The sequence below is a fragment of the Thauera sp. genome (genome assembly GCF_035444905.1).
In the GTDB taxonomy this organism is placed as follows: Bacteria; Pseudomonadota; Gammaproteobacteria; order Burkholderiales; family Rhodocyclaceae; genus Thauera.
Genome location: NZ_DAOMPS010000025.1, coordinates 1 through 23,537 on the forward strand (window position 1 = coordinate 1; position 23,537 = coordinate 23,537).

Sequence of the window (23,537 nt, forward strand, 5' to 3'; positions counted from 1 at the left end):
GGCTTCTTCCGGCGCCAACTCCTCAAGCAGGGCTATGTCTGCGTTTTCCGCTTAGGTCACCGGCTGGCCGGGCGGCCGATGTCGCTTGAGGACTACCTCGAGGCGGAGCATGCCGTCGTCAGCGCCGAGGGGACGGGGCACGCGCGTATCGACGAGATCATCGAGAAGCGGGGCTTGAAGCGGAAAGTGAGGCTCAGGGTACCCAGCTATGCGAGCCTGGAGCACCTGCTGCAGAGCACCGATCTGGTCGCGACCGTCCCTGAAGTGCTCGTCCACCCCAAGGTTTATCCCTTGGCCCGCGCATATTCGAAGCATCCGGTCGAGCTACCGCGGCTGTCGATCAACCAGTTCTGGCATGCACGCTTTCATCGTGATCCGGCGAACAAGTGGTTGCGCAACCTGATCGCCGACCAGTGTGAGCTGCCCGAGATCGACAGCATCGCCTGAGCACTCCGCCCGGCCATTGACAGGCCGAGCTGGCCCGCGCAGACGGCGCGGGCGGAGCGTCACGTGCGCCGCGGCCCGGCCGGGCGCAAACGCCGTGTCGCGGGCCCTACTATTACTTCCAGTCATACCCAGTATCTCAATCAGTCCATTGAGTCATGTTTGTCGGCTCACTAAGCTGCGTTTGTCGGTTTTGTGCGCGAATCTCGAGAGTTTATCTGCCTTAAGGCTCCAGGAACTGGGCGGTGAAGGCGTCGAGTTCGACTCAATTCTTGCGATGACGAACTGCTGCGCGCAACGGGCCGCCGAATTCCGGATGCCCGTTGCGCACGGTGACCCACCACAGGAAGGAGAACTGGAATGACTACAAGAGACTGGAAGATTGCGATCGTCGGTGCAGGTATCGGTGGCCTGACCCTCGCCCTTGCCCTGCGCCAGCATGGCATCGACGTTGAACTCCATGAACAGGCGCCGGAGTTGAGGGAGGTCGGTGCGGCCGTGGCGCTGTCGGCAAATGCGACACGCTTCTATGACCGGATCGGCCTGCGCAGCCAGTTCGACGAGGTGTGCTTCTCCATCTCGACCCTGATCTACCGCGATGGACGCGACGGCCGTGTCATCGGCCGCCACAGTGGCGAGCCGGACTACGAGGGCCAGTTCGGCGCCTGCTACTGGGGCATTCATCGTGCCGACCTGCAGGCCATCCTATCGCGCGCCGTCGGCATGGAGCACATTCACCTCGGCAAGCGCGTCAGCGACCTCAAGGACAACGGCAACGAGGTCGTGCTCGAGTTCGATGACGGCAGCACCGCGCGCGCCGACCTGGTGATCGGCGGCGACGGTGCGCGTTCCGTCGTGCGCCGCTGGATGCTCGGTTATGACGATGCGCTCTACTCGGGCTGCTCGGGCTTCCGTGGCATCGTCCCGCCCGAGATGCTCGACCTGCTGCCCGACCCCGAAGCCATCCAGTTCTGGATCGGCCCGGGCGCCCACCTGCTGCATTACCCGATCGGCAACGGCGACCAGAACTTCCTGCTGGTCGAGCGCAGTCCCTCGCCGTGGCCGGTGCGCGAGTGGGTGACCGGTGCCGAGCAGGGCGAACAGCTGCAGCGCTTCGCCGACTGGCATCCGGCGGTAGTACAGATGATCAGCGCCGTGCCCACCAGCCAGCGCTGGGCGCTGTTCCATCGGCCGCCGCTGGGGCGCTGGACGCGCGGCCGGGTGACCCTGCTCGGCGACGCCGCGCACGCGCTGGTGCCGCACCATGGCCAGGGCGCCAACCAGTCCATCGAGGACGCGGTGGTGCTGGCGGCGCAACTCGCCGAAAAGGGCCCGGCACGCTTCGCGCAGGCGCTGGAGGATTACGAGCACCTGCGCCGCGGCCGTACCCGCAAGGTCCAGTTCGCCTCGATCTCGACCGCCGATGTCCTGCACCTGCCCGACGGCCCCGCCGCCGACCTGCGCAATGCCCGCTTCGCGGATCGCGAGGAGATGATGAACCACCTCGGCTGGATCCACGACTTCGATCCGGCCACCCAGATTCCGAGCGAGCGCCAGGGCGGTACCTGGCTCTAAGCGATAGGTCGCGTTCGCGCGCCCGCCAGGGGCCGGCGCGTGGACGCGATGCATGCGCGACCACGGGCGTCGTCCACCGTGACGTCGCGCCCGGCCCGACAGACGAGTGGCCCACGAGGGATCGACAAAATGCGTCAGTTAGATGTTCACAAGATCGCCGACGAGGCGAAGTTCAATGGTTTTCATGGCGTCATCCTGGCGTGGTGCGCCCTGATCATCATCTTTGACGGCTACGACCTTGCCGTCGCAGGCATTGCGATGCCGGCAATCATGCAGGAGATGGGCGTCAGCGCCACCCAGGCCGGATTCATGGCGAGCTCGGCGTTGTTCGGCATGATGTTCGGCGCCATCTTCCTGGGCACGCTTGCCGACCGCATCAGGATCAAGCGGGTGCTGATCGGCATGTACCTGCTCGCCGCAGCCTCGATCAGCCTGCTCGGCCAGCCGATGCCGACCCCACTGCTGTTCATCGTCGTCGGCCTGGCAGGGGCCAGCACCATCGGCACCCAGATCGTGACCAATGCCTATGCGGCGCAGTTCTACCCGCTGGCGATCCGCTCCACCGGCCTGGGCTGGGCGCTCGGCATCGGTCGCACCGGTGCCATCCTCGCGCCGATCCTGATTGGCGTCCTCGTCGGCATGTCCCTGCCTCTGGAGCTGAACTTCGTGGCGATCGCGCTGCCTGCGCTGTTTGCGGCACTGGCTATCGCACTGGTCGATAACAGGGTGTCCGCCTACGAGCACCGCGAAGACGTCTCTGCCATTCTTCCGGATAACCAGGAAGCGCTCAGGAAGGCCTGACGGCGATCGAGCGGGGTGCGTCAGGCCCGCGTCCCGCGCGCAGGCCGCGGGGTCGAGCGATCGTGCCCTTGCTTGCTCAGGCGTCTGCCGCGGACGGGGATCCAGGATTGATCACCCGCGGCCGCCCGCCCTGGTCGAGGGCGACGAAGACGAAGCTGGCGTCGGTGACCTTGACCTGTTCCTCGCCGTCGCGCGAGCGGCGCCAGGCCTCGACCTCGATCGTCATCGAGCTGCGGCCGACGCGCACGATCTCGGCGTGGAGGCTGACCTCGTCGCCGATGAACACCGGGCGCAGGAAGGTGATGCGGTCCACCGAGACGGTGGCGCAGCGGCTGCGCGCGCGGCGCGCGGCGACGTTGCCGGCGGCGAGGTCCATCTGCGCCATCAGCCAGCCGCCGAAGATGTCGCCGGCGGGGTTGGCGTCGGCGGGCATGGCGATGGTGCGGATCGCGGGTTCGCCGCGCGGCGTGGCGGTCGAATCGTTCATGGTGAGGTTCCGGTGGGGGTGGGGGAAGCGCTGCCCGCGGCCCGCCGGGGGCGGCGACCTGCCCGCCCCCGGGTGAACCGCGTCAGCTGACGTGACGGCATTTCGACGCCGGCGTGCGCGTATCCATGTTGCGCCCGCGGTTCAGGTGGTCGTCGATCTCGGCCGCGCAGCCCAGCATGCGGGCGTGCAGGAACAAGGTGAACGCGGCGTCTTCCAGGCGCGCTTCGTCGATGCGGCCCTCGCGCCACGGCTGCCAGGTCAGGCGCAGCAGCAGGGCGGCGATCACCGCGTCGATGTTCACGCAATACACCGTGCGCGACACCCCGGCCTCGTGCAGCGCCTGCACCAGGGCGTGGTAGAAGTCGTGGAACACGTTGGCCTCGCCGCGCGTGGCCATCAGCTCGCGGATAAAGGCTTCGCGCGGGTCGATGTTCACGGGCCGGTCCTTGAACACCGGGTGGTTCACGCCCGGGATCTTGCGGATGTCCTCGCTGCCGGTCTGCTTGCGTTCGGCCTTGTAGCGCGCGTAGTCCTCGGCGCAGCGGCGCGCCAGCGCGGCGACGTCGAGGCCGTGGGCAGCCGCCGGGTCGTCGAGGCCGCTGTCGCGGAACTGCTCGATGAGGAATTGCACGCCCTCGAAACCGTTGCCGCCGTGGGCGTAGCCGGTGTGGGTGAGGAAGCCGATGACCGCCTTGTTGAGCTGCACGCGCTGCGGCGTTTCCGGGCCGTCGGCCGAGACCGCGCCCTTGGCGCCCTGGGCGGAGATGGTGCCGGGGCCGTTGGTGAGCAGGATGCCGACCAGGGTCTGGTAGGCGAACAGGTCGGCCGGCTGCGGCGCGCGGCCGAGCAGGGCCTGGCAGGCGAGCGCGGTGAGCGAACCGCCACCGAGCATCTCGGCCTCGTCGATGCCGCAGAAGCGGCCGGCCTCGTGCTGCGCGGCCGGGGCCGAGGCGCCGATCAGGGTGCCGACCAGCTGCATCCACCATGGCAGGCTTTCGGCGGTCAGGCGCGACACGCGCTTGCGCATCAGCGGCCCCCAGGCGAGTGTGGTGGTGATCGCGGCGAGCACCGCATCGGCACTCAGGGGCACGCCGGTGTGCTGCAGCAGGCGCACCGCTACCGAGCGCGCATTGCGCGCCGCCAGGCCGGCGAGCATCGCCTCGGCGCGGGCGTCGGGCGCCGGCGCGCGCACCAGCGCGACCAGCTCGGCGTCGTCGGCCAGGGTGCGGCAGTCGAAGTCCTCGTCGAGCGCGTCGCGCAGGCCGGCGGCGTGCAGGCGCTCGATCAGTGCGGCGGCGATCGTGCGTGCGCGCTCGGCGCGGCGCGGGCCGACGATTGCCATGGCGGCGGCGAGCACTGCGTTGGGCGCATTGCCGGCGGCGCGCGCGGCCTCGGCCGCAGCGAGCGCGGGGTCGCCATGCAGGTTGAGGTGGGCGCCGACCGCCACCGCGATCAGCTTGCGGTCGTTGTCGCCACCGGCCTCACGCAGCAGGGCCAGGCCGAGGTTGGCCTCGAGCGGGCGGCGCGCGGCCTCGAGCACGCTCACGCCGTGCAGGCTGGAGACCTGGGTCGCGGGGTCCATCTGCGAGGCGCCCGAGGCGTCCTTCATGGACTCGCGTGGGAATACCGCGCCGACCTGTTCGGCCAGCCGCGCGATCTGGCTGCGATAGGGCTCGATCGCCGGCACCACCGGCAGGTCGAGCTGCGGCGGCAGGGCAATGCCGAGGTTGGCGCCGAACCAGGGCTTGAGCTCCATCGTGCCTTCGGGCTCGAAGTCGGGCAGGGTGGCGTTGGCGCGCATCACCGCAGTGAGGGCGGCGGGGATATGGGCGATGTTGGTGACCACCGCGCCCTTCGCCGAGAACACCGGCTTGTCCGGCGTGTACAGGCCGTCAACGCCGAACTTGTCCATGAACCAGCGTTCCTTGGCGGCGGCATCGTCCTCGCCACCGGCCATCGCACCGGCATGGCCCACGGCGCGCGTCAGTCGCGACTTCCAGCGTCCGACCACGCAGGCCACCACCGGCTTGGTGAACTCGGCGTCGCGCTCGTAGTAGCCACCGGGCTCGCAATACAGCACTGCGGCCTTGCTGCGCGCGTCGTTGGCCAGCGCGAAGGCGAACTCTGGCGCGGCGTAGTGGATGTAGACGTCCTTGCCGCTGGAGACCAGCGTGGTCGTACCCCAGCCCGCCATGCGCAGGTACTGGGCGATGGTGGTGGTGAAGCCGCCCGAGTTCGACAGCACCGCGATCGAGCCACGGCGCAGCGTGTCCGACGGGTTGTCACCGCCCAGCGCGCCGCCGATGCGCACCTGGTTCCACGAATCGGCCACCCCCAGGCAGTTGGCGCCGAAGATGTCGATGCCGTGCTGCTGGCCCATGGCGCGGATCTCGCGCGCGTCATGCACCGAGATCTTCTCGGTGATGATGAAGACCTTCTTCAGCTCCGGATTGACCCGGATCAGCTCGGCCACGCCGTCGCGTGCCGCCGACGGCGGTAGATAGACCACGCCGCAGTTGAAGCGATGGCCATCGTCGAGGCCCTCGCGCACGCTGTTGTACACCGGGATGTTGCCGAGTGCGGTCTCCAGCACCTGGCCGCGGCGGCCGGGCGAGGTGCCGAACACCACGTTGCCGCCCGACCAGGCGTGGCCGACCGGGGTGACCTCGCTCGACTCGCCGCCGAGGATGTTGAGCACGCACACCCGGTCGTGCCGGGTCGCGATCTGGGCCAGCGAACTGATGCCCACGTAATACTTGAAATCACCAACGCCTTGTTGGTACATGGCTGTCTCCTTGGAATCGGGGGTGTCGGGGCTCAGGCTGCGGTGGCTGCGGGGGCGAGCCCGAGGCGCGTGGCGACGGCGTCGCGGCCGCCGGCCTTCATCCATTCATTGGCCTCGCGGGCGTAGTCCACCACCTCGCTCATCGCCGAATCGAAGCCGAACAGGCGGTAGGGCAGGCCGAGCGCCTCGCAGGTGTCGCGCAGCACGCCCATGCCGCGCACCAGGTTCGGCCCGCCACGGCCGGCGACGACATAGAGCGGCGTCGGCCCATGGCTGCCGAAGTGCTCGCGCAAGGCGTCGGCCATGGCGCGGAAGGTCTCGTGGATGTCGGTGTTGTTGGACTTGCCGCCGATGATGAAGAGCACGTTGGACTGGCGCAGCCAGTGCTTGAAGCAGATCGAGGCGACCGACTTCATCTTCTCGTAGGGTGGGTTGCCGCCGAAGTCGGACGAGATGATGGCGTCGTCGCCGAGCATCTCGGTGACCAGCGAGTTGGCGCCGCCGCCGAAGGTGGGGGCGAGGATGGTGCCGCCGGCGTTGATCACGTAGACGTCGCTCTGGCCCTGGTGGGTGCGCAGCTGGTTGATCTCCTGCTCGAAGTCCGAGTAATCCACCGCGAACAGGTGGGCGGGCAGGTTCAGCCGGTGCCAGCGCGGGTCGTCGCGGTCGAAGCCGCACTTGAAGTCGCAGGCCACCGGCGTGAGCCGCCCGCGGCGGTCGGGGCGCATGCGGATCGGGTTGAGCTCGAGGGTGGTCATGCCGAAGTCGTGGTACAGCTCCCACAGTCGCGGCAGGTGCTGCACCAGCGGCGAGATGATCTGCTTGGGCGCGCCGATGTCGGCGAGGGCGTTGGCAACGACGAAGGCCTTCAGGCCGGTGAGCGGGTCGAAGGGCACGCGTGCGACCTGCGACTTGTCCAGTTCCTCGATGTCGACACCGCCGCGGTGGGTCAGGGTCATGGTCGGGGCGCGGAACTCGGTCGAGTCGGTGATCGAGAAATAGACCTCGTGCTCGGCCGGCACCGCGCCCTCGAAGGTGACGCCGTTGGCTTTCGCCACCTGGTGGCCGTGGCGGTGCTCGACAAAGTACAGGCGCTCCTTCTCGGCCAGCGCGGTGCGCAGGTCCTTGGCGCGGCCGATGAGGCCGGCCTTGCCCTTCTTGCCGACGCCGCCCTTGAACAGCGGCTTGACGAAGACCGAGCCGTGACGCTCGATCAGCGTCTTGATCTGCTCCTCGCTGGCGTCCGGGCCCAGGACTTCCGCGGTGGGGAAGTCGGCGAACTGCAGCAGGCGGGCGCCGTACAGCATTCCCGTGATGTTCATGTGGGGTTCTCCCGTGTGCGGTGGTTGAAGGTCAGAAGCGGTGGCGCATGCCGGCCATCATCACCCGGTGCTTGTCGCCGGCAGCCGGCGTGATGTTGCCGATCGAATAGTTGGCGCCGTCCTCGTTGGAGAGCTGCGAGTAGCCGGCGTACAGCGTGGTGCGCTTGGACAGCGCATGCAGGTAGTAGGCCGACCAGCCGCTGGCGTCCTCGCCGGCGACGCCGTCCGATTCGTCGCGATCGGCGTAGCTGAGCGCGACCGTGTTCGCAGGGTTCACGCGGATCGCGGCGCTCACCGACCAGGTGCGGGCCTTGCCATTGCCGACGGTGCCGCTTTCCTTGTCCTGCGACCAGGCGAAATAGGGCTTCACGATGCCGAAGTCGTAGGCCAGGCCGACGCCGCTGGTGCGCACCTTGCCGCCGCTGGCGTCGCGCTGCACGCTCTGCGTGGTGAGCGCGCCGGAGAAGGCGCCGTTGCCGTAGAGCAGGCTGAGGCCGTGGCCGTCGCCCTCCTTGCGCGCGGTGGACGTGGTGGCGACCTTCTCGCCGAACCAGTAGCCGGCATCGAGTTCGAAGCCGGCGAGCTTGGGCGAGCGGTACTTCACCATGTTGTCGAAGCGCACCTCGTAGGCCGGCCTCACGGCGCCGGTCTTGCGCAGCAGCAGGCCGGCGCTGCGGTCGGCGTTGCCGGTGGCGTCGAAGGGGTCGAGGGCGACGAAGGCGGGCGAATACTGGCGGCCCAGGGTCAGGCGGCCGAGGCTGCTCTCGAGGCCGACGAAGGACTGGCGGCCGAACAGGCGCCCGCCCTGCTCGGCGAGGCCGGTCGAGGGGTCGAAGCCGCTCTCGAGCACGAACAAGGCTTTTATGCCGTGGCCGAGTTCTTCGGTGCCACGAAAGCCGAGGCGCGAGCCGTTGAGCTCGCCGTGGTGGACGCCCTGGTAGCGCTGGTCGCCCGAGCGCTCATAGCTGAGGTTGAGGTCGATGAGGCCGTAGATGGTAACGTTGGACTGGGCGAGCGCGAGCGACGGGGCGGCGACGGCGGCGGCCAGCAGGACCGACTTGGAAAGGCGTTGCATGGAAGTCTCCTCGATCTTGTGGATGGGCGCGCCAAACACGTCGGCGCGGCCTGCATTGCAGCGCCGTCGCCTTTCGATCGCCTTTCAGTGCTGTCGGTCCGCGAGGAGGAGGGACCGATGAAGGTGCCGGTGGCGGGGTGCCCGCCTCCGCCTCAGGGTGCCGGGGTGCCGCCCAGCGGCAGCTCGACTTCCACGCACAGGCCGCGTCCGCGTTCGCCGTCGCGCAGCGTGACGCGGCCATCGTGCGCGAGCGCGATCTCGCGCACGATGGCCAGCCCGAGGCCGCTGCCATCGCTGTCGCCGTGGCCGAGGATGCGGTAGAAGCGCTGGAACACGCGTTCGCGCTCGGCCTCGGGAATGCCCGGCCCCTGGTCGCACACGCTGACCACCGCCTCGCCGTCGAAGGCGGCGACGGCGACGGTGACCGCGGAGTCGGGCGGGCTGTAGCGGATCGCGTTGTCGACCAGGTTGGAGACCATCTCGCGCAGCATCGGCGCGTTGCCCTCGATCATCAGCGCGTGGCCGATGCCTTCGTAGGCGAGGTCGATGTTGCGCTTGAGGGCGAGCGGAGCAAGCTCCATCGCCACGTCCTTGACCAGGCCGGCGAGGTCGAGCGGCGCGCGCTCGTCGATGAGGCCGTTCACCGCCTCGGCGCGCGACAGGGTGAGCATCTGGTTGGCCAGCCGGCGTGCAGCGCGGGTGCTGCGCAGCAGGCTGGCGAAAGTGTTGAGCATCTCTTCCGGGTCGGTCTGGCGCAGGCCGTACTCGGCCTGGGTGGTGAGGACCGCGAGCGGGGTGCGGATCTGGTGCGCGGCGTCGGCGAGGAAGCGCCGGCGCGCGGCCAGCATGGCCGACAGGCGCTGCATGTGGTGGTTGATGGCGTCGATCAGTGGCGCGACTTCGCTCGGCACGTGGTCGGCCCGCACCGGGGTGAGGTCTTCCTCGTCGCGGTCGCGGATGTGGTCGCGCAGCGCCACCAGCGGACGGAAGGCGGTGCCCAGTGCGAGCAGCAGCAGCACCGCGCCGACGGCGACCAGGGCCGACTGCCGTTGCAGGCTGGCGAGGAAGAGCTCGCGGGCGAGCGTCTCGCGCGCGCCGGTGGTCTCGGCGAACACGATCAGCACGGCGTCGCCGCCTTCCAGTGCGGGGTCGTACAGGCGCTTGTACATGGCGGCCATGCGCACCGTCTCGCCGCGATAGGCGAGATCAAAGATCCTCACCATGCCCTCGCCGGCGGGCAACGTGGGCGGGCGCAGGTCGGCATAGCCGGTGACGAGCACGCCCGCGGGGTCGAACACGGCATGGAAGATGCGCTCGGCGGCGCTGTCCTCGAAGCCTTCGAAGGCGGCGTAGGGAATGTCGACCTGGATCTCGCCCTCGAGCGAGTGGGTGCGCTCGCCGATCGCCCGCACCGAGGCGGTCAGCGTGCGGTCGTAGGCCTGGTTCACCGCGTCCAGTGCGCCGCGGTAGCTGAACCAGGCATTGACGACCAGCATGATCGCGAGCGGTGGCAGCAGCCAGCCGAGGACGCGACGGCGCAGGCTGCCACCGTGGCGGCGCAGCGCGGCGGGTTCGACGTCCGCGGCCGGTGCCGCGGCGGCTGCCCCAGCCTCGCCGTCGCCTTGGGCGGCGGCGCCATCCGCGCGTCCGCCCTGCTCGGCCCCGGGGGCTGCGCGCATGTCAGGGCGCCGGCCGTTCGGCGAGCAGGTAGCCGAGCCCGCGCAGGGTGTTGATGACGACGTCGGCACCTTCGAGCTTCTTGCGCAGGCGCGAGACGTAGATCTCGATGGCCTCCACGCGGGCGTCGGCGTCGAACTCGAACACTTTCTGGAACAGGGCCTCGCGCGCCACCGGGCGGCCGACGCGCGACAGCAGCACCTCGAGCACCGCCAGCTCGCGCGGGGTCAGCGCCAGCACCTGGCCGTCCACCGTCGCCATGCGGCTGGTGGTGTCGAACTCGAGCCGGCCCAGCCGCACCCGCGGCACCTGGTTGCCGGCGCGGCGCAGCAAGGCCTTGATGCGGGCCTCGAGTTCGGCGAGCTCGAAGGGTTTCGTCAGATAATCGTCGGCGCCGAGGTTGAGGCCCTCGACGCGTTCCCCGGTGCTGCCGCGTGCGGTCAGTACCAGTACGGGCGTGGGGGCGCCGTGGTCCGGGTTGCTCTCGCGCTTGCGCAGCCGGCGCAGCACTTCGAGGCCGTCCAGGCCGGGCAGCGACAGGTCGAGGATGACCACATCGTAGTGCTCGGTGCGCAGCGCCTGGTCGGCATGGTCGCCGCGGCCGAGCACGTCGAGCACGAAACCGGCCTGGCGCAGCGCGCGCGCGACCCACTCGGCGAGTTCGGCATGGTCTTCGACCAGCAACAGGCGCATGGGCAGTCCCGGTGAAAGTGAATCGAAAGGCTTGTGGGCGATTATCGGCGCAAAGCCGGGTGGCGTCCAAGTGGCCGACCGGTGTGCAATGGGAGCGGAATGTGAGAACGGACGGGGCCAGGATCGACGACGACCGTGTGCCGGCGCACGGCGGGGGCGTGCGCCGGCCGCTGCGCGGGCTGCGGGCGCTGGCCACTGCGGCGGCGATGCTGTTCGCCGCAGTGGCTGGCGCCGAGCCCGCCGTGGACCGGTTCGAGCAGGCACGCCGCGAGGGTCGGGTGGTGGTGTATGCGGCGACCGACCAGGACGTCATCCAGCCCATCCTCGATGACTTCGAGGCCTTGCACCCGGGGATTCGTGTCGAGTATCGCGACATGAACTCGAGCGAGCTTTACGAGCTGGTTGTCAACGAGCGCGCCGCCGGCCGGCCGGGGCCGGACGTGGTGTGGAGTTCGGCAATGGACCTGCAGGTGAAGCTGGTCAACGACGGCTATGCCCAGCCTCACCGCTCGCCCGAGACGGCGGCACTGCCGCGCTGGGCGGTGTGGAAGGACGAGGCCTTCGGCACCACCTACGAGCCGGCCGCCATCGTCTACAACAAGCGCCTGCTCGCCGAGGCCGATGTGCCCGCCACCCACGCGGCGCTGATCCGCCTGCTCAATGAGCAGCCCGAGCGCCTGCGCGGGCGTATCGGCAGCTACGACCCGGCGCGCTCCGGCCTCGGGTTGCTGCTGCATACCCAGGATGCGCAGGCCAACCCGATCGTGTTCTGGCAGCTCGTCGAGCGCATGGGTGAGCTCGGCCTCGAGCAGCACGAAACCAGCGCCGCCATGCTCGACCGCGTCGCTGCCGACAAGCTGGTGCTGGCCTACAACGTGCTTGGCTCGTATGCGCACAAGCGCGCGCGCAGCGAAGCGGTGCTCGGCGTGGTGTGGCCGCAGGACTACACCCTGGTGCTGAGCCGCGTCGCCTTCATCGCGCGCGATGCGCGTCATCCGGCGGCGGCCCGTCTGTGGCTGGACCACCTGCTGTCGCCGCGCGGCCAGGCGCTGCTGGCCGAGCACCTCGGCCTGCTGCCGGTACGCAGCGATGCCGGCACCGCCGGCGCCGACAGCGCCGCCGTCCTGCTGCACCGGAACCTGCGTCATGCCTTCCGTCCGATCCGCATCGGCTCGGGGCTTCTGACCTATCAGGATCAGGCCAAGAAGCAGGCCTTCCTGCGTCAGTGGGACGCCAGCACCCGTCCGGTCACCGAGTAAGTGTCGTTTCCGATGAGCATCCTTGACGCGCCCTGGCGGCGCATTCTCCCCACGCTCGTGCTTGCGGCCGCAGCCGGCTGGCTCGCCGAGCGCCTGCATCTGCCCTTGCCGTGGATGATCGGCCCGCTGTTTGCGGTGGCCGGTGCGCGCATGACCGACATCGACCTGCGCCCGCTGCCCGGGGGGCGGCAGACCGGGCAATGGGCGATCGGCGCCGCGCTCGGCCTGTACTTCAGCCCCGAGGTGGTGGCGCAGCTGAGCCTGCATGCGCCGCTGGTGGTGGCGGCGGCGGTGGGGTCACTGCTGCTCGGCGTGCTGTGTGCGCTGATCATGCGCCGCCTGGGCGGGGTGGATGCGCCGACCGCCTTCTTTGCCGCTTTGCCGGGCGGGGCGTCGGAGATGGCCAACCTCGCCGACCGCCATGGCGGCGCGGTGGATCGGATCGCTGCCGCGCACGCGATCCGGGTGCTGTTGGTGGTGTCGCTGCTGCCCTTCGCCCTCACCTTCGCCGGGGTGCAGGGCAGCGACCTCTATGTGCCGCTGGTGCTGGAAGTGGACGCGCAGCACTTTCCGCTGCTGGTGGGCGCGAGCCTGCTCGGCGTGGCCACTTTCAAGCTGCTGCGCATCGCCAACGCCTGGGTGCTCGGTCCGCTGCTCGGCGTGGCGGCGGCGACGCTCGCCGGCGTGCCGCTGTCGGCGCTGCCGGTGTGGGTGGTCAACGGCGGCCAGCTGCTGATCGGCTGCGCGCTGGGCTGCCGCTTCTCGCGCGCCTTCTTTCGCGCCGCACCGCGCTTCATGGGCGCCGCCGCACTGACGGCGGTGCTGTCGATCGTTTTCTCCTTCGCGCTGGCGGCCCTGCTCGGGCTGGTGTCTGCGGTGCCGCTGCCGACCCTGTCGCTGGCGACCGCGCCCGGCGGCGTGTCGGAGATGTGCATCACCGCCAAGGTGCTGCAGTTGGGCGTGCCGCTGGTCACCGTGTGCCACGTGCTGCGCGTGGTGGTGCTGACGCTCGGTGCGCAGTGGAGCTTCGGGGTGTTCCGGCGCCTGGTGGCGGCCTGAGCGCGGCGGCCTGAACGCCCCGGGCGGGGCGCCGGCGCCGCGCGCCCGGGCTTACGCGCCCTCGGCCAGGGTCGGGTAGTCGGTATAGCCCTGCGGCCCCGGGCTGTAGAAGGTCGCCGGGTCGGGCGCGTTGAGCGCCGCCTTGCGGCGGATGCGCTCGGGCAGGTCGGGGTTGGCGAGGAAGGCGGTGCCGAAGGCGACCGCGTCGAGCTGGCCGGCGGCGATCGCCGCCTCCGCCTCGTCGGCGCTGTAGCCCATGTTGCCGATCAGCACGCCGCGATAGATGGCGCGCACCGGCGTCATCACGTCGCCGTGCTGCTGGCCGAAGAAATCGCCGCGCATCAGGTGCAGGTAGGCGAGGCGGTAGTCGTTGAGGCAGCCGGCCAGCCATTCGACGAGGCCGATCGGGTCGCTGTCGATCATGTCGTTGTAGCTGTTGAGTGGCGACAGGCGCACGCCGACGCGGCCGCTGCCCCACACCTTGCACACCGCCTCGAGCACCTCGAACAGCAGGCGGGCGCGGTGTTCGCGCGGGCCGCCGTAGGGGCCGCTGCGCCTGTTGCTGCCGTCGCGCAGGAACTCGTCGAGCAGGTAGCCGTTGGCACCATGCACCTCCACGCCGTCGAAGCCGGCGGCGCGCGCGTTCTCGGCCGCGCGTGCGAAGCCGGCAACGATGCCGGGTAGCTCGTCGTCGCGCAGCTCACGCGGCACCACGTAAGGCTGCTTGCCCTCGGGCGTATGGACCTCGTCGCCAGTGATCGCGAGCGCGCTGGGCGCCACCGGCTGGCGGCCGTCGTTGAGCAGCGGATGGCAGGCGCGGCCGCCGTGCCAGAGCTGCAGCACGATGCGTCCGCCGGCGGCGTGCACGGCGTCGGTGACCTTCTTCCAGCCGGCGACCTGGGCCTCGGAGTGGATGCCGGGCTCGTGCCAGAAGGCGGAATTGCCCTCCATCGCCATCGTCGCTTCGGCGATCAGCAGGCCGGCGCTGGCACGCTGGGCGTAGTGGGTGGCCATCAGCTCGCCCGGTACATGGCCGTCCTCGGCGCGGCAGCGGGTGAGCGGGGCCATCAGGATGCGGTTGGGCAGGGTGAGGTCGCCCGCTTGCAGCGGGGTGAACAGATCGGTCATGGGCTTCGTTTCCTCGGGGCTACGGGCTCGGGGTGGGTCTGCAGCGCGGTGCCTCGTCCTTGGGCGCACAGCGCTGCAATACCGGCCTTCGATCATGCGGGCGGGAGATCGTTTCCTGGATCGCGTTGCGCGGTGATCGAGGCGCGCGAGAACAGGCGAGGCGGTCAGCGACCGTCGAGCGCCGCGAAGTAGCGCCCGGCGGCGTCCGCGGCGAGGCCGGCGAGCCGCGCAGCGCGTGCGTCGCGCTTCGCCGCGCGCTCGGCCTGCGCCGCTTGCGCTGCACGGATTGGGCCGCCCGCCGTGATGTCGTGCAGGTGAAGCGCCTCCGCATGCCAGGTTTCGAGGTAGGCGCGCAGCTTGTCGCCCTGTGCGCCGGCCCGCACGAGGCTGGCCGCGGGGCGGGCGAAGGCTTCGGCGACGATGCGCGCATGCAGGCTGCTGGCGAGGCACAGCGTGCAGCCGGCGAGCAGCGCGCACAGCTCGAGCAGGTGGGTGGTGGTGGCGACGTGGCAGCGCGCAGGTTCGCGAAGCCTGTCGCGAAGGCGGTGCAGCACCGCGGGATCGTCGTGCCAGGGCGCAACCCCGGCGCAGAACAGCACCAGCCCGAGCCCGCTATCGCGCAGCAAGGGATCGAGCCCGGCGGCGAGGGCGTCGAGCGTGGCGTCGTCGCCGAACTCGGCGCTCAGCTGAGCGGCGATCCAGCCGCCGGGAAAGCGTGCGCGGATCCGGGCCGCTTCGCCCTGTCCGGCACGCCCGGCGATCTGCACACCCAGCACGCGCGCGACGAGGGTGGCGGGGTCGGGGGCGAGGCTTGTCGCGATGCCGGCGGTGGCGAGCCAGGCCTGCGTGCGCTGGTCGCGCACCTGCACCAGCGCGGCGTCGCGCAAGGCCGCGCAGGCCTCGGCCTGTACCACGCGCGGCAGCCCGGCCAGCCCGACGCCGCCGACGCCGGCGTGCACGATGCGGGTGGCGGGCGGCAGCATCGGCGCCGACGCCAGATAGGGCAGCTGGCGCGCGATGCCCAGCCACTGTTGTCCCCAGCGCTCGCGGCCGGCGAGGTCGCGGTCGTGGTGGGCGATGGCGCGCGCGGCCTCGTCCCGGCTCATCAGCATGATCGCCGCCTCGTAGGCTCGGCAATCGAGGATCTCGCCCCCGACCTGCAGCAGGCCGGGGGGCGCCGCCTGGGGGTCGGCCGCGGCGCGCTGGCGCAGGGCGCGGGCGATCGCGTCCACCGGCTCTACCAGCGGACCGCCGTCGGCGCGCAGGTCGCGCGCGGCCAGTCCGGCGAAGCGCAGCGGCCGGCCCGGGGTGAGGCAGGCGGCCTGCGCTGCGGCGATGCGGCCGAGCAGCAGGTCGCCGAAATTGTGGCGGTCGAAGGCGCCGAACAGGACCAGCGGCGCGGCCTGCGGCGGGCGGAGGGGATCAGCGCTCATCGCCGGCGCGCCGCCCGCTTTCAGTCCTGCGGCGTGCGCAGCCGGTCCAGGCGCAGGCGCTGGCGCTCGTCGAACAGACGGCGGGCGCCCAGACTGACCGCGACCACGGTGCCGAAGCCGGTGCCGCCGGCGATCAGGAACATCACCAGGATCTGGTATTTCACCGCCTCCACCGGTGGCGTGCCGGCGAGGATCTGGCCGGTCATCATGCCCGGCAGGCTGACGATGCCGGCGGCGGCCATGGCGTTGATGATGGGGATCATGCCGACCCGGATCGCCTCGCGCCGGGTATCGGCGATGGTCTCGTTCCAGTCCTGGCCGAGGGCGAGCCGGGCCTCGAGCACGCTGCGCCGGGCGGCGGCATCCTGGGTCAGGCGGTCGAGGCCCAGCGCGATGCCGTTCATGGTGTTGCCGAGCACCATGCCGAGCAGCGGAATGGCGTACTGCGGCGCATACCATGGGGTGTTGCCGATCACCGCCAGCAGCGCCATCACGGTGACGGTGAAGGAGGACACGAACATCGACAGCGTGCCGAGGCCGAAACCCCACCAGCCGGTAAAGCGGCGCTTCTGGCGCGCCATCACCTCGCGTCCGGCGGCAGTGATCATGATCGCCGCCATCGCCGCCACCCACAGGAAATGGACGTTGTCGAACAGCAGCTTGAGCACCAGGCCGATCAACAGCAGCTGGATCGTGGTGCGCGCGGCCGACACCACCAGGCGCTGCTCGATGCCCAGGCCCAGGCGCAGCGATAGCCCGGCCAGCGCCAGGATCAGCAGCGCGGCCAGCGACAGGTCGAGGACCGAGAGCGCGATCACCATCGGCCGCCCTCCGCGCCGGCATGCGTGTCCGCGTGAAGCTGGCCGTCCTCGAGCAAGAAGCGGCGCCGGGACACGCGCGCGGCCTGGCGCGGGTCGTGGCTGACCCACAGCAGCGCCGCCTGGTGCTCGCGGCGGTAGTCGTCCAGCAGGGCCTCGACGCGGGCGGTGCTGTCCTCGTCGAGGTTGCCGGTGGGCTCGTCGAGCAGCAGGGCCGCCGGGCGGCGCATCAGCGTGCGCAGCAGGGCGAGGCGCTGGCGCTCGCCGGTGGAGCAGCGCGCCACCTCCCACTCGAGCGCCGCCGCGGGCAGGCCCAGGCGTGCGAGCCAGCCCGGCTCGCAGCCCGCGCCAAAATGCGCGCCGACCGTCTCCGCCCACCACTGGCCCTCGGCCATCACCAGCGCGACCTGGCGGCGCCACTCGGGGGGCGGCGTTGCGGCGCAGCTGCGGGTGTCGAGGCGGGCCTCGCCCTGGTGCGGGTCGAGATCGGCAATGGCGCGCAGCAGCAGCGACTTGCCGCTGCCCGAGGCACCGCGCAGGCAGACGCATTCGCCGGCCGCGACCGTGAGCTCGATCGGGCCGACGTGGCGGGTGCGCAGCTGGTGCAGGACGAGGGCGGGCATGGCCTGCATCTTCGCGGTCGCCGGCAGCGATTTCAATGGCTGCGGTGCGTGGCGGCCCCGACTGCACGCAACCGCACTTGCAATTGGTGACGGCGGGCGCAGTGCATTTGCGCGAAAATGCCGCTTCCGCTGCTGTGCGGAATCTTTTCATCGCGCGGGGTTCTGACCTGTGCGATGCGGCGCAGGTGGTCTGCGCAGCTCATCCAGGACACGCTCATGCACAAGGATCCCCGTTTTTCCGGCATTTTCCTCAACCTCGACCGTGGCAGCGCGACGCCGCCCTCGCTGTGGCAGAAGATCGTCGGTGGGGTGGTGATGGTGGGCGTGTTCGTGCTCGCGCTGACCTTCTCGGTGGCGCTGTTCGCGGTGGTGCTGACCGTCGGCGCCGTCGCCTGGGGCTACCTGTGGTGGAAGACGCGCGCGGTGCGCAAGGCGATGCGCGAGCAGATGGAGGCCCGCATGGCCGAGCCCGGCAGGCGCGCAGGCGGTGCGGGGACGGCCCCCGGCGCGCGCGGCCTGATCATCGAAGGCGAGGTGATTCGCGAGGTGAAGGTCGAGGAGCCCCCGTCGGCGGACAGCCGGCACTGAGCGCCTGTCCTTGGCGCGTCCGTCTCACTTCGGATCGTCGCCGGGCGCGCTCGGGCGCTCGGGGCCGGGCGGTGGCGGCGCGATCGTCTGCAGCAGCGCCTCCTTGCCGTCGATGCTGCGGATGTGCACATCCACCTGGTTGAAGGCGATCTTGATGCCGTTTTCCTTGAAGCGGCGCTCGATCTCGCGGTTGATCTCGTCGATGGCGGCGTTGCGGTCGACGAGTTCGCGTACATGCACCCGCAGTTCGTGGTCCAGCGTGCTGGTGCCGAAGCTGAGGAAGAACACCAGCGGCGCCGGCTCCTTGAGCACGCGCGCGTTGTCGCTGGCGATCTGCAGCAGCAGCTTGCGCGTGAGCTCGAGGTCGGAGCCGTAGGCCACGCCCACCTTCACCGTGACGCGGGTGACGGTGTCGGTCAGCGACCAGTTGGTGAGCTGGCCGGTGATGAAGGCCTTGTTGGGCACGATCATCTCCTTGCGGTCGAAGTCGGTGATCGTGGTGGCGCGGATCTGGATGCGGCTCACCGTGCCCGACACGTTGCCGATGGTGACCGTGTCGCCGATGCGCACCGGTCGCTCGAACAGGATGATGAGGCCGGACACGAAGTTGGCGAAGATCTCCTGCAGGCCGAAACCCAGGCCGACCGACAGCGCCGCCACCAGCCACTGCAGCTTGTCCCAGCTCACCCCCAGCGTGCCGAGCGTGGCGACGATGCCGACGCCCATGATGACGTAGGACAGCAGGGTGGTGATGGCGTAGGCGCTGCCCTGTGCCAGCTTGATGCGTGACAGCACCAGCACCTCCAGCAGGCCGGGCAGGTTGCCGGCCAGCATGAAGGCGATGCCGCCGATCACGAGCGCGGCGAGCAGGTCGCGCAGGCTGATCGGGGTGCTGGTGGCGGTGTCGCCGCTGCCACTGACGTATTCGTACAAGGTGATGTTGTCGAGGTAGGCGAACACCGTGATGAGGTCGGCCCACACCCAGTACAGGCTGACGATGAGGCCGGCGAGCAGGCCCAGATGCACGAGCCGCAGCGATTGCTGGCTGATGCGATCGATGTCCAGCCGTGGCGTCTCGGCGCCATCGTCGCTGTCGCCACCGGCCAGGCCCTCGCGCTGGGCCGCCTCGCGGCGGGCGACCGCCTGCTGGTGGTCGAGACGGCGGGCGGCGACGCCGAGGGCGCGGATCACGGTCGCCTCGACCAGGCGCCAGATGATGAGCACGAACAAGGTGTCGATCAGGCGCCCGGTCAGCTTCAGCGCGGTGTAGTAGTAGCCCATCAGCACGGCGGCGATGAGGGCGATCGGCATCAGCCCGAGCGCGAGCCCGATGGCCACGCGCAATGGCGAGGGGCGGACTTCGTGCGAGCGGTGGATCAGCAGCCGCCCCATCAGCCAGGCCATGATCGCGTAGCCGGCGAGCAGGGTCAGGATGCCGAGCACGTCGTTGGCCAGCGCCTCGGGCTGGCGCTCGGCGAGGGTCACGATGGCGACCACGGCGAGCACGACGAGGCCGAGCTGGCGCATGCGCCGATGCAGTTCGCGCACGCGCTCCAGCGGCCAGCGGAAGTGGCGCTCGGCGACGCCGCCGGGCGCGAGCACGCGATAGGCGGTGTAGAACACCAGCCAGGCCTGGGCCATCTGCAGCAGGGCTGCGCCCAGGCTGGCGTTCTGGCCGCGGGCGTCCATCTGCAGGGCGAGGCCGGCGAGCGCCAGCAGCAGGCTGCCGGGCAGGGCCAGCAGCAGGTTGAACAGGATCGCCAGCGGCGTGTGCAACTGGCTGTCGCGGCGCACGTAGCCGATGTCGCCATGCAGGCTGCCGAGCTTGTCGCGCAGCCAGCGCCGGCGCGACAACAGCCCCAGCGTCAGCAGCAGCACCGGCAGAAACAGCAGCGGGCGCGCCTGCAGCCCCGACCACAGCTCGGACATGGCCGACCGCCAGGGGATGGTGGCGAGCTGGGCTTGCAGCGTGGCGGGAACGGCCTGCAGCCAGGCGAGATCGAGCGGGCGGTTGCTCGGGATCCAGAACATCTGCTCGTCGAGGGTGGTGCGCAGGCGGTCGGCGGTGGCCTGCAGCTGGCGCTCGTTGAGCTGCAGGGTGATCGACTCGTTGAGCACCGCGTTGAGCTCGCGGTTGAGGCGCTCGAGCAGTTCGGCACGTGTGCTCAGCAGCGCCAGCAACTGCGTGCGCATGGCCTCGTCGACCTGCTCGGCCGGCGTGTCGGCGAGCAGGCGTTCGGCGTAGGCCGCGGGGCGACCGAGCTGCTCGCGCTGCTTGTTGACCTCGAACTGGTACAGCCGGATGTCGGCAATCTGCTCGGCAAGCTGCTTGTCCACCTGCGGCTGTGGCAGGGCGCGCTTCTGCTCGAGCAGGATGCGCGACAGCAGCAGGCTGCCCTGCAGCACGTTGATCTGCTCGTCGATGATGCTGCCGGCGCGGTTGAGGCTGTCGAGTTGCTGGCGCGTGGCGAGGTTGCGCTGGGTCAGCGTGTTGAGGTGCTCGGTCGCGCGCAGCAGGTAGGACGAGAGCTCCTGGTTGGTGGCGAGCTCGCGGGCGAGCAGGCTGTCGCCGCTGCTCGAGACGTCCTGCGCGCGCGCGACGGCCTCGACGGTCTCTGCCGCCTGCGCGCTGCGCTGGGCGTTGATCGCCGTCTGCAGGGCCTGGACCTGGGCGCCGAGCGACTGCAACTGCAGGGTGGCGAGGTCGCGCCGGGCCTGGCCGAGGTCCTGCAGCACGCTGCCGGCGGCGAGCTCGCGCTGGCGCAGCTTGCTCTGGGCGTCGAGCGCATGCCACTCCGCGGCCAGCGCATCGCGCCGCTCGACCGTGAGTGCGCGGCCGTCGCGCCCGGGCTCGCGATTGGCGGCGAGGGCGGCCTCGATGGTGGCCATGCGGGTCTGGTTGGCGCTGATCTCGGTCTGGGCGCGCTCGGGCCCGGTGCGCGCGCCCAGCAGCAGCGCGTTGGCCTCGTCCAGGCTGCGCTGCCATTCGACGAGGGTGGCATTGCGCTCGACGAGGGCTTGCTCGAGTTCGGCGGCGGACAGGGAAGGGTCGATCGTTGCTGGGGCGTCCGCGCCGGCATCGCCGTCGGCCTGCAGGGCGGCCAGTTGCGCGCGCGCCTCTGCGGTGCGGTTCGGTGCCGCCTCCAGGCGCGCGTTGAGGGTGGCGAGTTGCTGGCGGTAGTCCTCGGCCGCCGCCAGGCTCGACAAGGCCTGTTCCAGCGCCTGCCTGGCCGCTTGCTGCTCGGCCTCGGGCAACTGGCGATCGGCGAGGGCGGCAACGCGCGCGCGCAGATCCTCGGCCGAGGGCGGTAGCGGCGGCTCGGCGCTGACCGGCAGCGCCAGCAGCACAATGAGCAGGAGGGCGAGGAGGCGGGGCAGATGCAGGAACGAGGCCATGCGGGCGAGGGTGTGCAAGGGGAGCAAAGGGGGAGGGGATGGCGGCGCAAGGCCGGAGTGTACCCTGCCCGCGGTCGTGCGCAGCGGGCGCGGATCGTAAGCAAGTGTCGGCCACCGCCGCCGCTCCGGAACTCTTCGTGCGCGCCGGCGCACTCATTCACACCCCCTGCCCTGCCTGGGATGCCCTTGTCGCCATGCCGCCCGTCGTTCGCCTGATCCTTCCCCTGCTGGTCCTGCTGCTTGCCGCGCTGGCATGGCTCAAACCCCTCGATCAGCTCGCCGAGACCCATGCCGAGGCCGGCCTCAAGCGCGCGGTGGCGAGCTTTGCCGCGGCGCGCGCGCTCAACGCCGTGATCTCGGTCGTGCAGGGCACCGAGGTGACGGGCGGCGTGGTGGTGGGCGTCAAGCTCGCGCCCGGCCAGGTGCTGGATCCGGTGAATGATCTGATCGAGCAGTTCTCCACCCTGATGCTGGCGGCGAGCATCGCCTTCGGCACCCAGCTGCTGCTGATGAAGATCGGCGCCGGCTGGCTGGTGGCCGCCGCCCTCACCCTGGTCGCGCTCGCCTGGGCCGGTTGCTGGCTGCGCGGGCCGCCGCCGCCCTGGCTGTCGCGGGTGCTGGTCGCCCTGCTGCTGGTGCGCTTCATCGTGCCGGTGGCGGCGCTCACCAGCGAGTACGCCTTCCAGGCCTTCATGGCCGACGAGTACCAGGTGCACCAGCAGGGCATCGAGCAGGCGGCGGATTCCTTCGGCGCGCTGCCGGTGGCCGAGGAGGCGGCGAAGGCGCGCTGGTGGGAGCTGCGCGAGCGCATCGAGGAGCTCAAGGCCGCGGCCGAGCGCATCGTCGATCACACCATCCGCATCGCCGTGGTGTTCCTGCTGCAGACCCTGGTGCTTCCCTTCCTGGTGATGTGGGGGATGCTGCAGGCGGGGCGCTTGCTGCTGACGTCCGCCGCTGCCCGATCATAGCGCCGGGCGCGACGGCGGCCGTTCCGGCAGCGATCCTCAGTCGCCCTGCGCCGCCTCCAGGCGCGTGATCAGCGCGCCGAAATCCGCCTGCATGGCGGCGTCCGTCATCTGCGCGAGGTGGCGGCGCAGGTCGGCCAGGGTGGTGCCGAGCTTCCAGGCGGCGGCGCCCTCGCGTTCCACCTCGCGGGTGAGCTGGCGGGCAAGGGGCAGGTTGTGTTCGGCGAAGGCGAGGCCGAGCAGGGTGGGCTTGAGCCATTCGTCGGGGTTGCCGCGCTGGCGGGCGCGCTCGCAGGCGAGGCGGGCGGCGCAGGCGGCGGCTTCGGCCTGAGCCTCGTCGCCGTCGTCACCGCGTTCGCGCAGCAGCGCCGGCAGGTTGCAGCTGCAGTAGTAGTCGTTGAGGTCGAGCAGCATGCCGCGCTGGTAGGCCTCGATGGCGCGGTCGAGCATGCGCGCATCGGGCTTGCCGGCGGCCACCGAGGCGTTGTAGAGCTTCTTGTAGCGGCCGCCGATGAGGCCGCTGCGCTCGGGGCTGTCGCCGAAGCTGCCGATCATCGTCTCGAGCGCCGCGATCGCGTCGGTGGGCGAGCCCTGGTAGCTGAGCGCCAGCGCACGCTGCTCCTTCAGGTAGGGGCTGTTGTGGATCGCCGGCGGCAGGGCGTCGATGAACTGCAGGGTGCGGGCCCAGTCGCCGACGACGTCGCGCACGAAGCGGAAGATCTCGATCGCGGTGGCGTCGAGCTGGATGTCGGCGGGCGGATTGTCGGCGAGGAAGGCCTCGGCGGCGGCCGCGCGCCCTTCCCTGGGCATGTGGCGGATCGCCAGCATGCGCCCGCGCAGGGCCTCGAAGGCCTCGAGCTGGTCGGCCAGCTCCTGCGCGCGGCGATTGTCGGCGGGAATGTCGGGGTATCCGCTGATCAGCGCATGGACCGGCGAGCGTCCGGCGCGCACCTCGGGAATCGCCTTCGTCAGCACCGCCTGGATGGCCTGCGCCTCGTCGGCGTCGGGCTTCTCGTGCGCCAGCTGATAGGTGATGCGGCGGATCTGCTGCAGATCGAACACCGGCTGTGCCCAGTTGGCGGCGATCAGCACGCAGTTGTCCTCGCGCGCAGCGTGGCGTACGCCGATTTCGTAGTAGGCGTTGGCATTGGCGATGCTGATGTCGGCGACCACCAGGTGCGAGAAGAACAGGCGCTCGAGCATCTCCTTGACGATCACCGCGCCGGTGTCCTGATCGGCGCGCACGGCGCGGTAGCCGAGGGATTCGAGCGCAGGTGCGATGGCATCCTTCCACAGGGCGTCGAAGTCGACGCGCGGCGGGTGCGGCGGCGCGGCACCGGTGTCCTTGGTGCCGAAGGGCATCACCATGAAACAGATCGGACGCAGGCTCATGAGGGGCTCCGGTCGTG

General features: G+C 70.5%; 19 protein-coding genes. 7 read left to right on the forward strand and 12 right to left on the reverse strand.

The annotated features are described in order from the left end of the window. The 3 genes from PLC66_RS12280 to PLC66_RS12290 form a co-directional block, all read left to right on the forward strand. A partial coding sequence (locus tag PLC66_RS12280) for a LysR substrate-binding domain-containing protein (protein WP_324540781.1) occupies positions 1 to 447 on the forward strand: 447 nt, incomplete at its 5' end. A gap of 357 nt (positions 448 to 804) precedes the next feature. Continuing rightward, positions 805 to 2,019, forward strand: a complete 1,215-nt coding sequence (locus tag PLC66_RS12285) for an FAD-dependent monooxygenase (protein ID WP_324540783.1) — start codon at positions 805 to 807, stop codon at positions 2,017 to 2,019. Between the two features lie 129 nt (positions 2,020 to 2,148). Further along, positions 2,149 to 2,820, forward strand: a complete 672-nt coding sequence (locus PLC66_RS12290; RefSeq protein ID WP_324540785.1) for an MFS transporter — start codon at positions 2,149 to 2,151, stop codon at positions 2,818 to 2,820. Between the two features lie 76 nt (positions 2,821 to 2,896). Here PLC66_RS12290 and PLC66_RS12295 read toward each other — a convergent pair whose 3' ends face one another. The 6 genes from PLC66_RS12295 to PLC66_RS12320 all read right to left on the reverse strand — a co-directional run bounded on the left by PLC66_RS12295 (position 2,897) and on the right by PLC66_RS12320 (position 10,859). Next, a complete protein-coding gene (locus tag PLC66_RS12295; protein ID WP_324540787.1) occupies positions 2,897 to 3,307 on the reverse strand; it encodes an acyl-CoA thioesterase in 411 nt (136 codons plus the stop codon). A gap of 82 nt (positions 3,308 to 3,389) precedes the next feature. After that, entirely contained in the window at positions 3,390 to 6,092 is a 2,703-nt protein-coding gene (locus PLC66_RS12300) for a CoA-binding protein (RefSeq protein WP_324540789.1), read from the reverse strand. A gap of 32 nt (positions 6,093 to 6,124) precedes the next feature. Then, complete coding sequence (locus tag PLC66_RS12305) at positions 6,125 to 7,414, reverse strand: ATP citrate lyase citrate-binding domain-containing protein (RefSeq protein WP_324540791.1); 1,290 nt, start codon at positions 7,412 to 7,414, stop codon at positions 6,125 to 6,127. Between the two features lie 31 nt (positions 7,415 to 7,445). Next, a complete protein-coding gene (locus tag PLC66_RS12310) occupies positions 7,446 to 8,489 on the reverse strand; it encodes a porin (protein ID WP_324540793.1) in 1,044 nt (347 codons plus the stop codon). A 152-nt stretch (positions 8,490 to 8,641) separates the two neighbouring features. Further along, positions 8,642 to 10,168: a sensor histidine kinase gene (locus tag PLC66_RS12315; RefSeq protein ID WP_324540795.1), complete on the reverse strand. Its 1,527-nt coding sequence runs from the start codon at positions 10,166 to 10,168 to the stop codon at positions 8,642 to 8,644. Position 10,169: 1 nt separating this feature from the next. After that, positions 10,170 to 10,859, reverse strand: a complete 690-nt coding sequence (locus PLC66_RS12320; RefSeq protein WP_324540797.1) for a response regulator — start codon at positions 10,857 to 10,859, stop codon at positions 10,170 to 10,172. A 101-nt stretch (positions 10,860 to 10,960) separates the two neighbouring features. Here PLC66_RS12320 and PLC66_RS12325 point away from each other — a divergent pair, with 101 nt between their 5' ends. Further along, positions 10,961 to 12,118, forward strand: coding sequence for an ABC transporter substrate-binding protein (locus PLC66_RS12325; protein WP_324540799.1), 1,158 nt, complete (start codon positions 10,961 to 10,963; stop codon positions 12,116 to 12,118). A 12-nt stretch (positions 12,119 to 12,130) separates the two neighbouring features. Further along, a complete protein-coding gene (locus tag PLC66_RS12330; RefSeq protein WP_324540801.1) occupies positions 12,131 to 13,177 on the forward strand; it encodes an AbrB family transcriptional regulator in 1,047 nt (348 codons plus the stop codon). 51 nt (positions 13,178 to 13,228) lie between these two features. Here PLC66_RS12330 and PLC66_RS12335 read toward each other — a convergent pair whose 3' ends face one another. The 4 genes from PLC66_RS12335 to PLC66_RS12350 form a co-directional block, all read right to left on the reverse strand. Continuing rightward, entirely contained in the window at positions 13,229 to 14,305 is a 1,077-nt protein-coding gene (locus PLC66_RS12335) for an alkene reductase (RefSeq protein ID WP_324540803.1), read from the reverse strand. Positions 14,306 to 14,469: 164 nt separating this feature from the next. Then, positions 14,470 to 15,738: a polysaccharide pyruvyl transferase family protein gene (locus tag PLC66_RS12340; protein ID WP_324540806.1), complete on the reverse strand. Its 1,269-nt coding sequence runs from the start codon at positions 15,736 to 15,738 to the stop codon at positions 14,470 to 14,472. A 20-nt stretch (positions 15,739 to 15,758) separates the two neighbouring features. Then, positions 15,759 to 16,559 carry an ABC transporter permease gene (locus tag PLC66_RS12345; protein ID WP_324540807.1) on the reverse strand — a complete coding sequence of 267 codons (801 nt, stop codon included), beginning with the start codon at positions 16,557 to 16,559 and terminating at the stop codon, positions 15,759 to 15,761. After that, positions 16,553 to 17,179 (reverse strand): ABC transporter ATP-binding protein, encoded by a 627-nt coding sequence (locus PLC66_RS12350; RefSeq protein ID WP_324540809.1) that lies wholly within the window; start codon positions 17,177 to 17,179, stop codon positions 16,553 to 16,555. Before PLC66_RS12350 ends, PLC66_RS12345 begins: the two co-directional genes overlap by 7 nt. 216 nt (positions 17,180 to 17,395) lie before the next feature. Here PLC66_RS12350 and PLC66_RS12355 point away from each other — a divergent pair, with 216 nt between their 5' ends. Then, complete coding sequence (locus PLC66_RS12355) at positions 17,396 to 17,767, forward strand: hypothetical protein (protein ID WP_324540811.1); 372 nt, start codon at positions 17,396 to 17,398, stop codon at positions 17,765 to 17,767. A 24-nt stretch (positions 17,768 to 17,791) separates the two neighbouring features. On the opposite strand, the gene mscK is transcribed toward PLC66_RS12355, so the two are convergent. Then, positions 17,792 to 21,163 (reverse strand): mechanosensitive channel MscK, encoded by a 3,372-nt coding sequence (gene mscK, locus PLC66_RS12360; RefSeq protein ID WP_324540813.1) that lies wholly within the window; start codon positions 21,161 to 21,163, stop codon positions 17,792 to 17,794. A gap of 104 nt (positions 21,164 to 21,267) precedes the next feature. On the opposite strand from mscK, the gene PLC66_RS12365 reads away from it, so the two are divergent. Continuing rightward, the gene (locus PLC66_RS12365) at positions 21,268 to 22,131 is read left to right on the forward strand and encodes a hypothetical protein (RefSeq protein ID WP_324540815.1); all 864 of its coding nucleotides are present in this window, start codon (positions 21,268 to 21,270) and stop codon (positions 22,129 to 22,131) included. Between the two features lie 36 nt (positions 22,132 to 22,167). Here PLC66_RS12365 and PLC66_RS12370 read toward each other — a convergent pair whose 3' ends face one another. After that, complete coding sequence (locus PLC66_RS12370; protein WP_324540817.1) at positions 22,168 to 23,520, reverse strand: tetratricopeptide repeat-containing protein; 1,353 nt, start codon at positions 23,518 to 23,520, stop codon at positions 22,168 to 22,170. Positions 23,521 to 23,537: the final 17 nt, after the last annotated feature.

Coding starts and splice junctions, on each gene's coding strand:
- PLC66_RS12285 (WP_324540783.1), top strand. CDS start 805: ATGACTACAAGAGACTGGAAGATTGCGATCGTCGGTGCAGGTATCGGT.
- PLC66_RS12290 (WP_324540785.1), top strand. CDS start 2,149: ATGCGTCAGTTAGATGTTCACAAGATCGCCGACGAGGCGAAGTTCAAT.
- PLC66_RS12295 (WP_324540787.1), bottom strand. CDS start 3,307: ATGAACGATTCGACCGCCACGCCGCGCGGCGAACCCGCGATCCGCACC.
- PLC66_RS12300 (WP_324540789.1), bottom strand. CDS start 6,092: ATGTACCAACAAGGCGTTGGTGATTTCAAGTATTACGTGGGCATCAGT.
- PLC66_RS12305 (WP_324540791.1), bottom strand. CDS start 7,414: ATGAACATCACGGGAATGCTGTACGGCGCCCGCCTGCTGCAGTTCGCC.
- PLC66_RS12310 (WP_324540793.1), bottom strand. CDS start 8,489: ATGCAACGCCTTTCCAAGTCGGTCCTGCTGGCCGCCGCCGTCGCCGCC.
- PLC66_RS12315 (WP_324540795.1), bottom strand. CDS start 10,168: ATGCGCGCAGCCCCCGGGGCCGAGCAGGGCGGACGCGCGGATGGCGCC.
- PLC66_RS12320 (WP_324540797.1), bottom strand. CDS start 10,859: ATGCGCCTGTTGCTGGTCGAAGACCATGCCGAACTCGCCGAGTGGGTC.
- PLC66_RS12330 (WP_324540801.1), top strand. CDS start 12,131: ATGAGCATCCTTGACGCGCCCTGGCGGCGCATTCTCCCCACGCTCGTG.
- PLC66_RS12335 (WP_324540803.1), bottom strand. CDS start 14,305: ATGACCGATCTGTTCACCCCGCTGCAAGCGGGCGACCTCACCCTGCCC.
- PLC66_RS12340 (WP_324540806.1), bottom strand. CDS start 15,738: ATGAGCGCTGATCCCCTCCGCCCGCCGCAGGCCGCGCCGCTGGTCCTG.
- PLC66_RS12345 (WP_324540807.1), bottom strand. CDS start 16,559: ATGGTGATCGCGCTCTCGGTCCTCGACCTGTCGCTGGCCGCGCTGCTG.
- PLC66_RS12350 (WP_324540809.1), bottom strand. CDS start 17,179: ATGCCCGCCCTCGTCCTGCACCAGCTGCGCACCCGCCACGTCGGCCCG.
- PLC66_RS12355 (WP_324540811.1), top strand. CDS start 17,396: ATGCACAAGGATCCCCGTTTTTCCGGCATTTTCCTCAACCTCGACCGT.
- mscK (WP_324540813.1), bottom strand. CDS start 21,163: ATGGCCTCGTTCCTGCATCTGCCCCGCCTCCTCGCCCTCCTGCTCATT.
- PLC66_RS12370 (WP_324540817.1), bottom strand. CDS start 23,520: ATGAGCCTGCGTCCGATCTGTTTCATGGTGATGCCCTTCGGCACCAAG.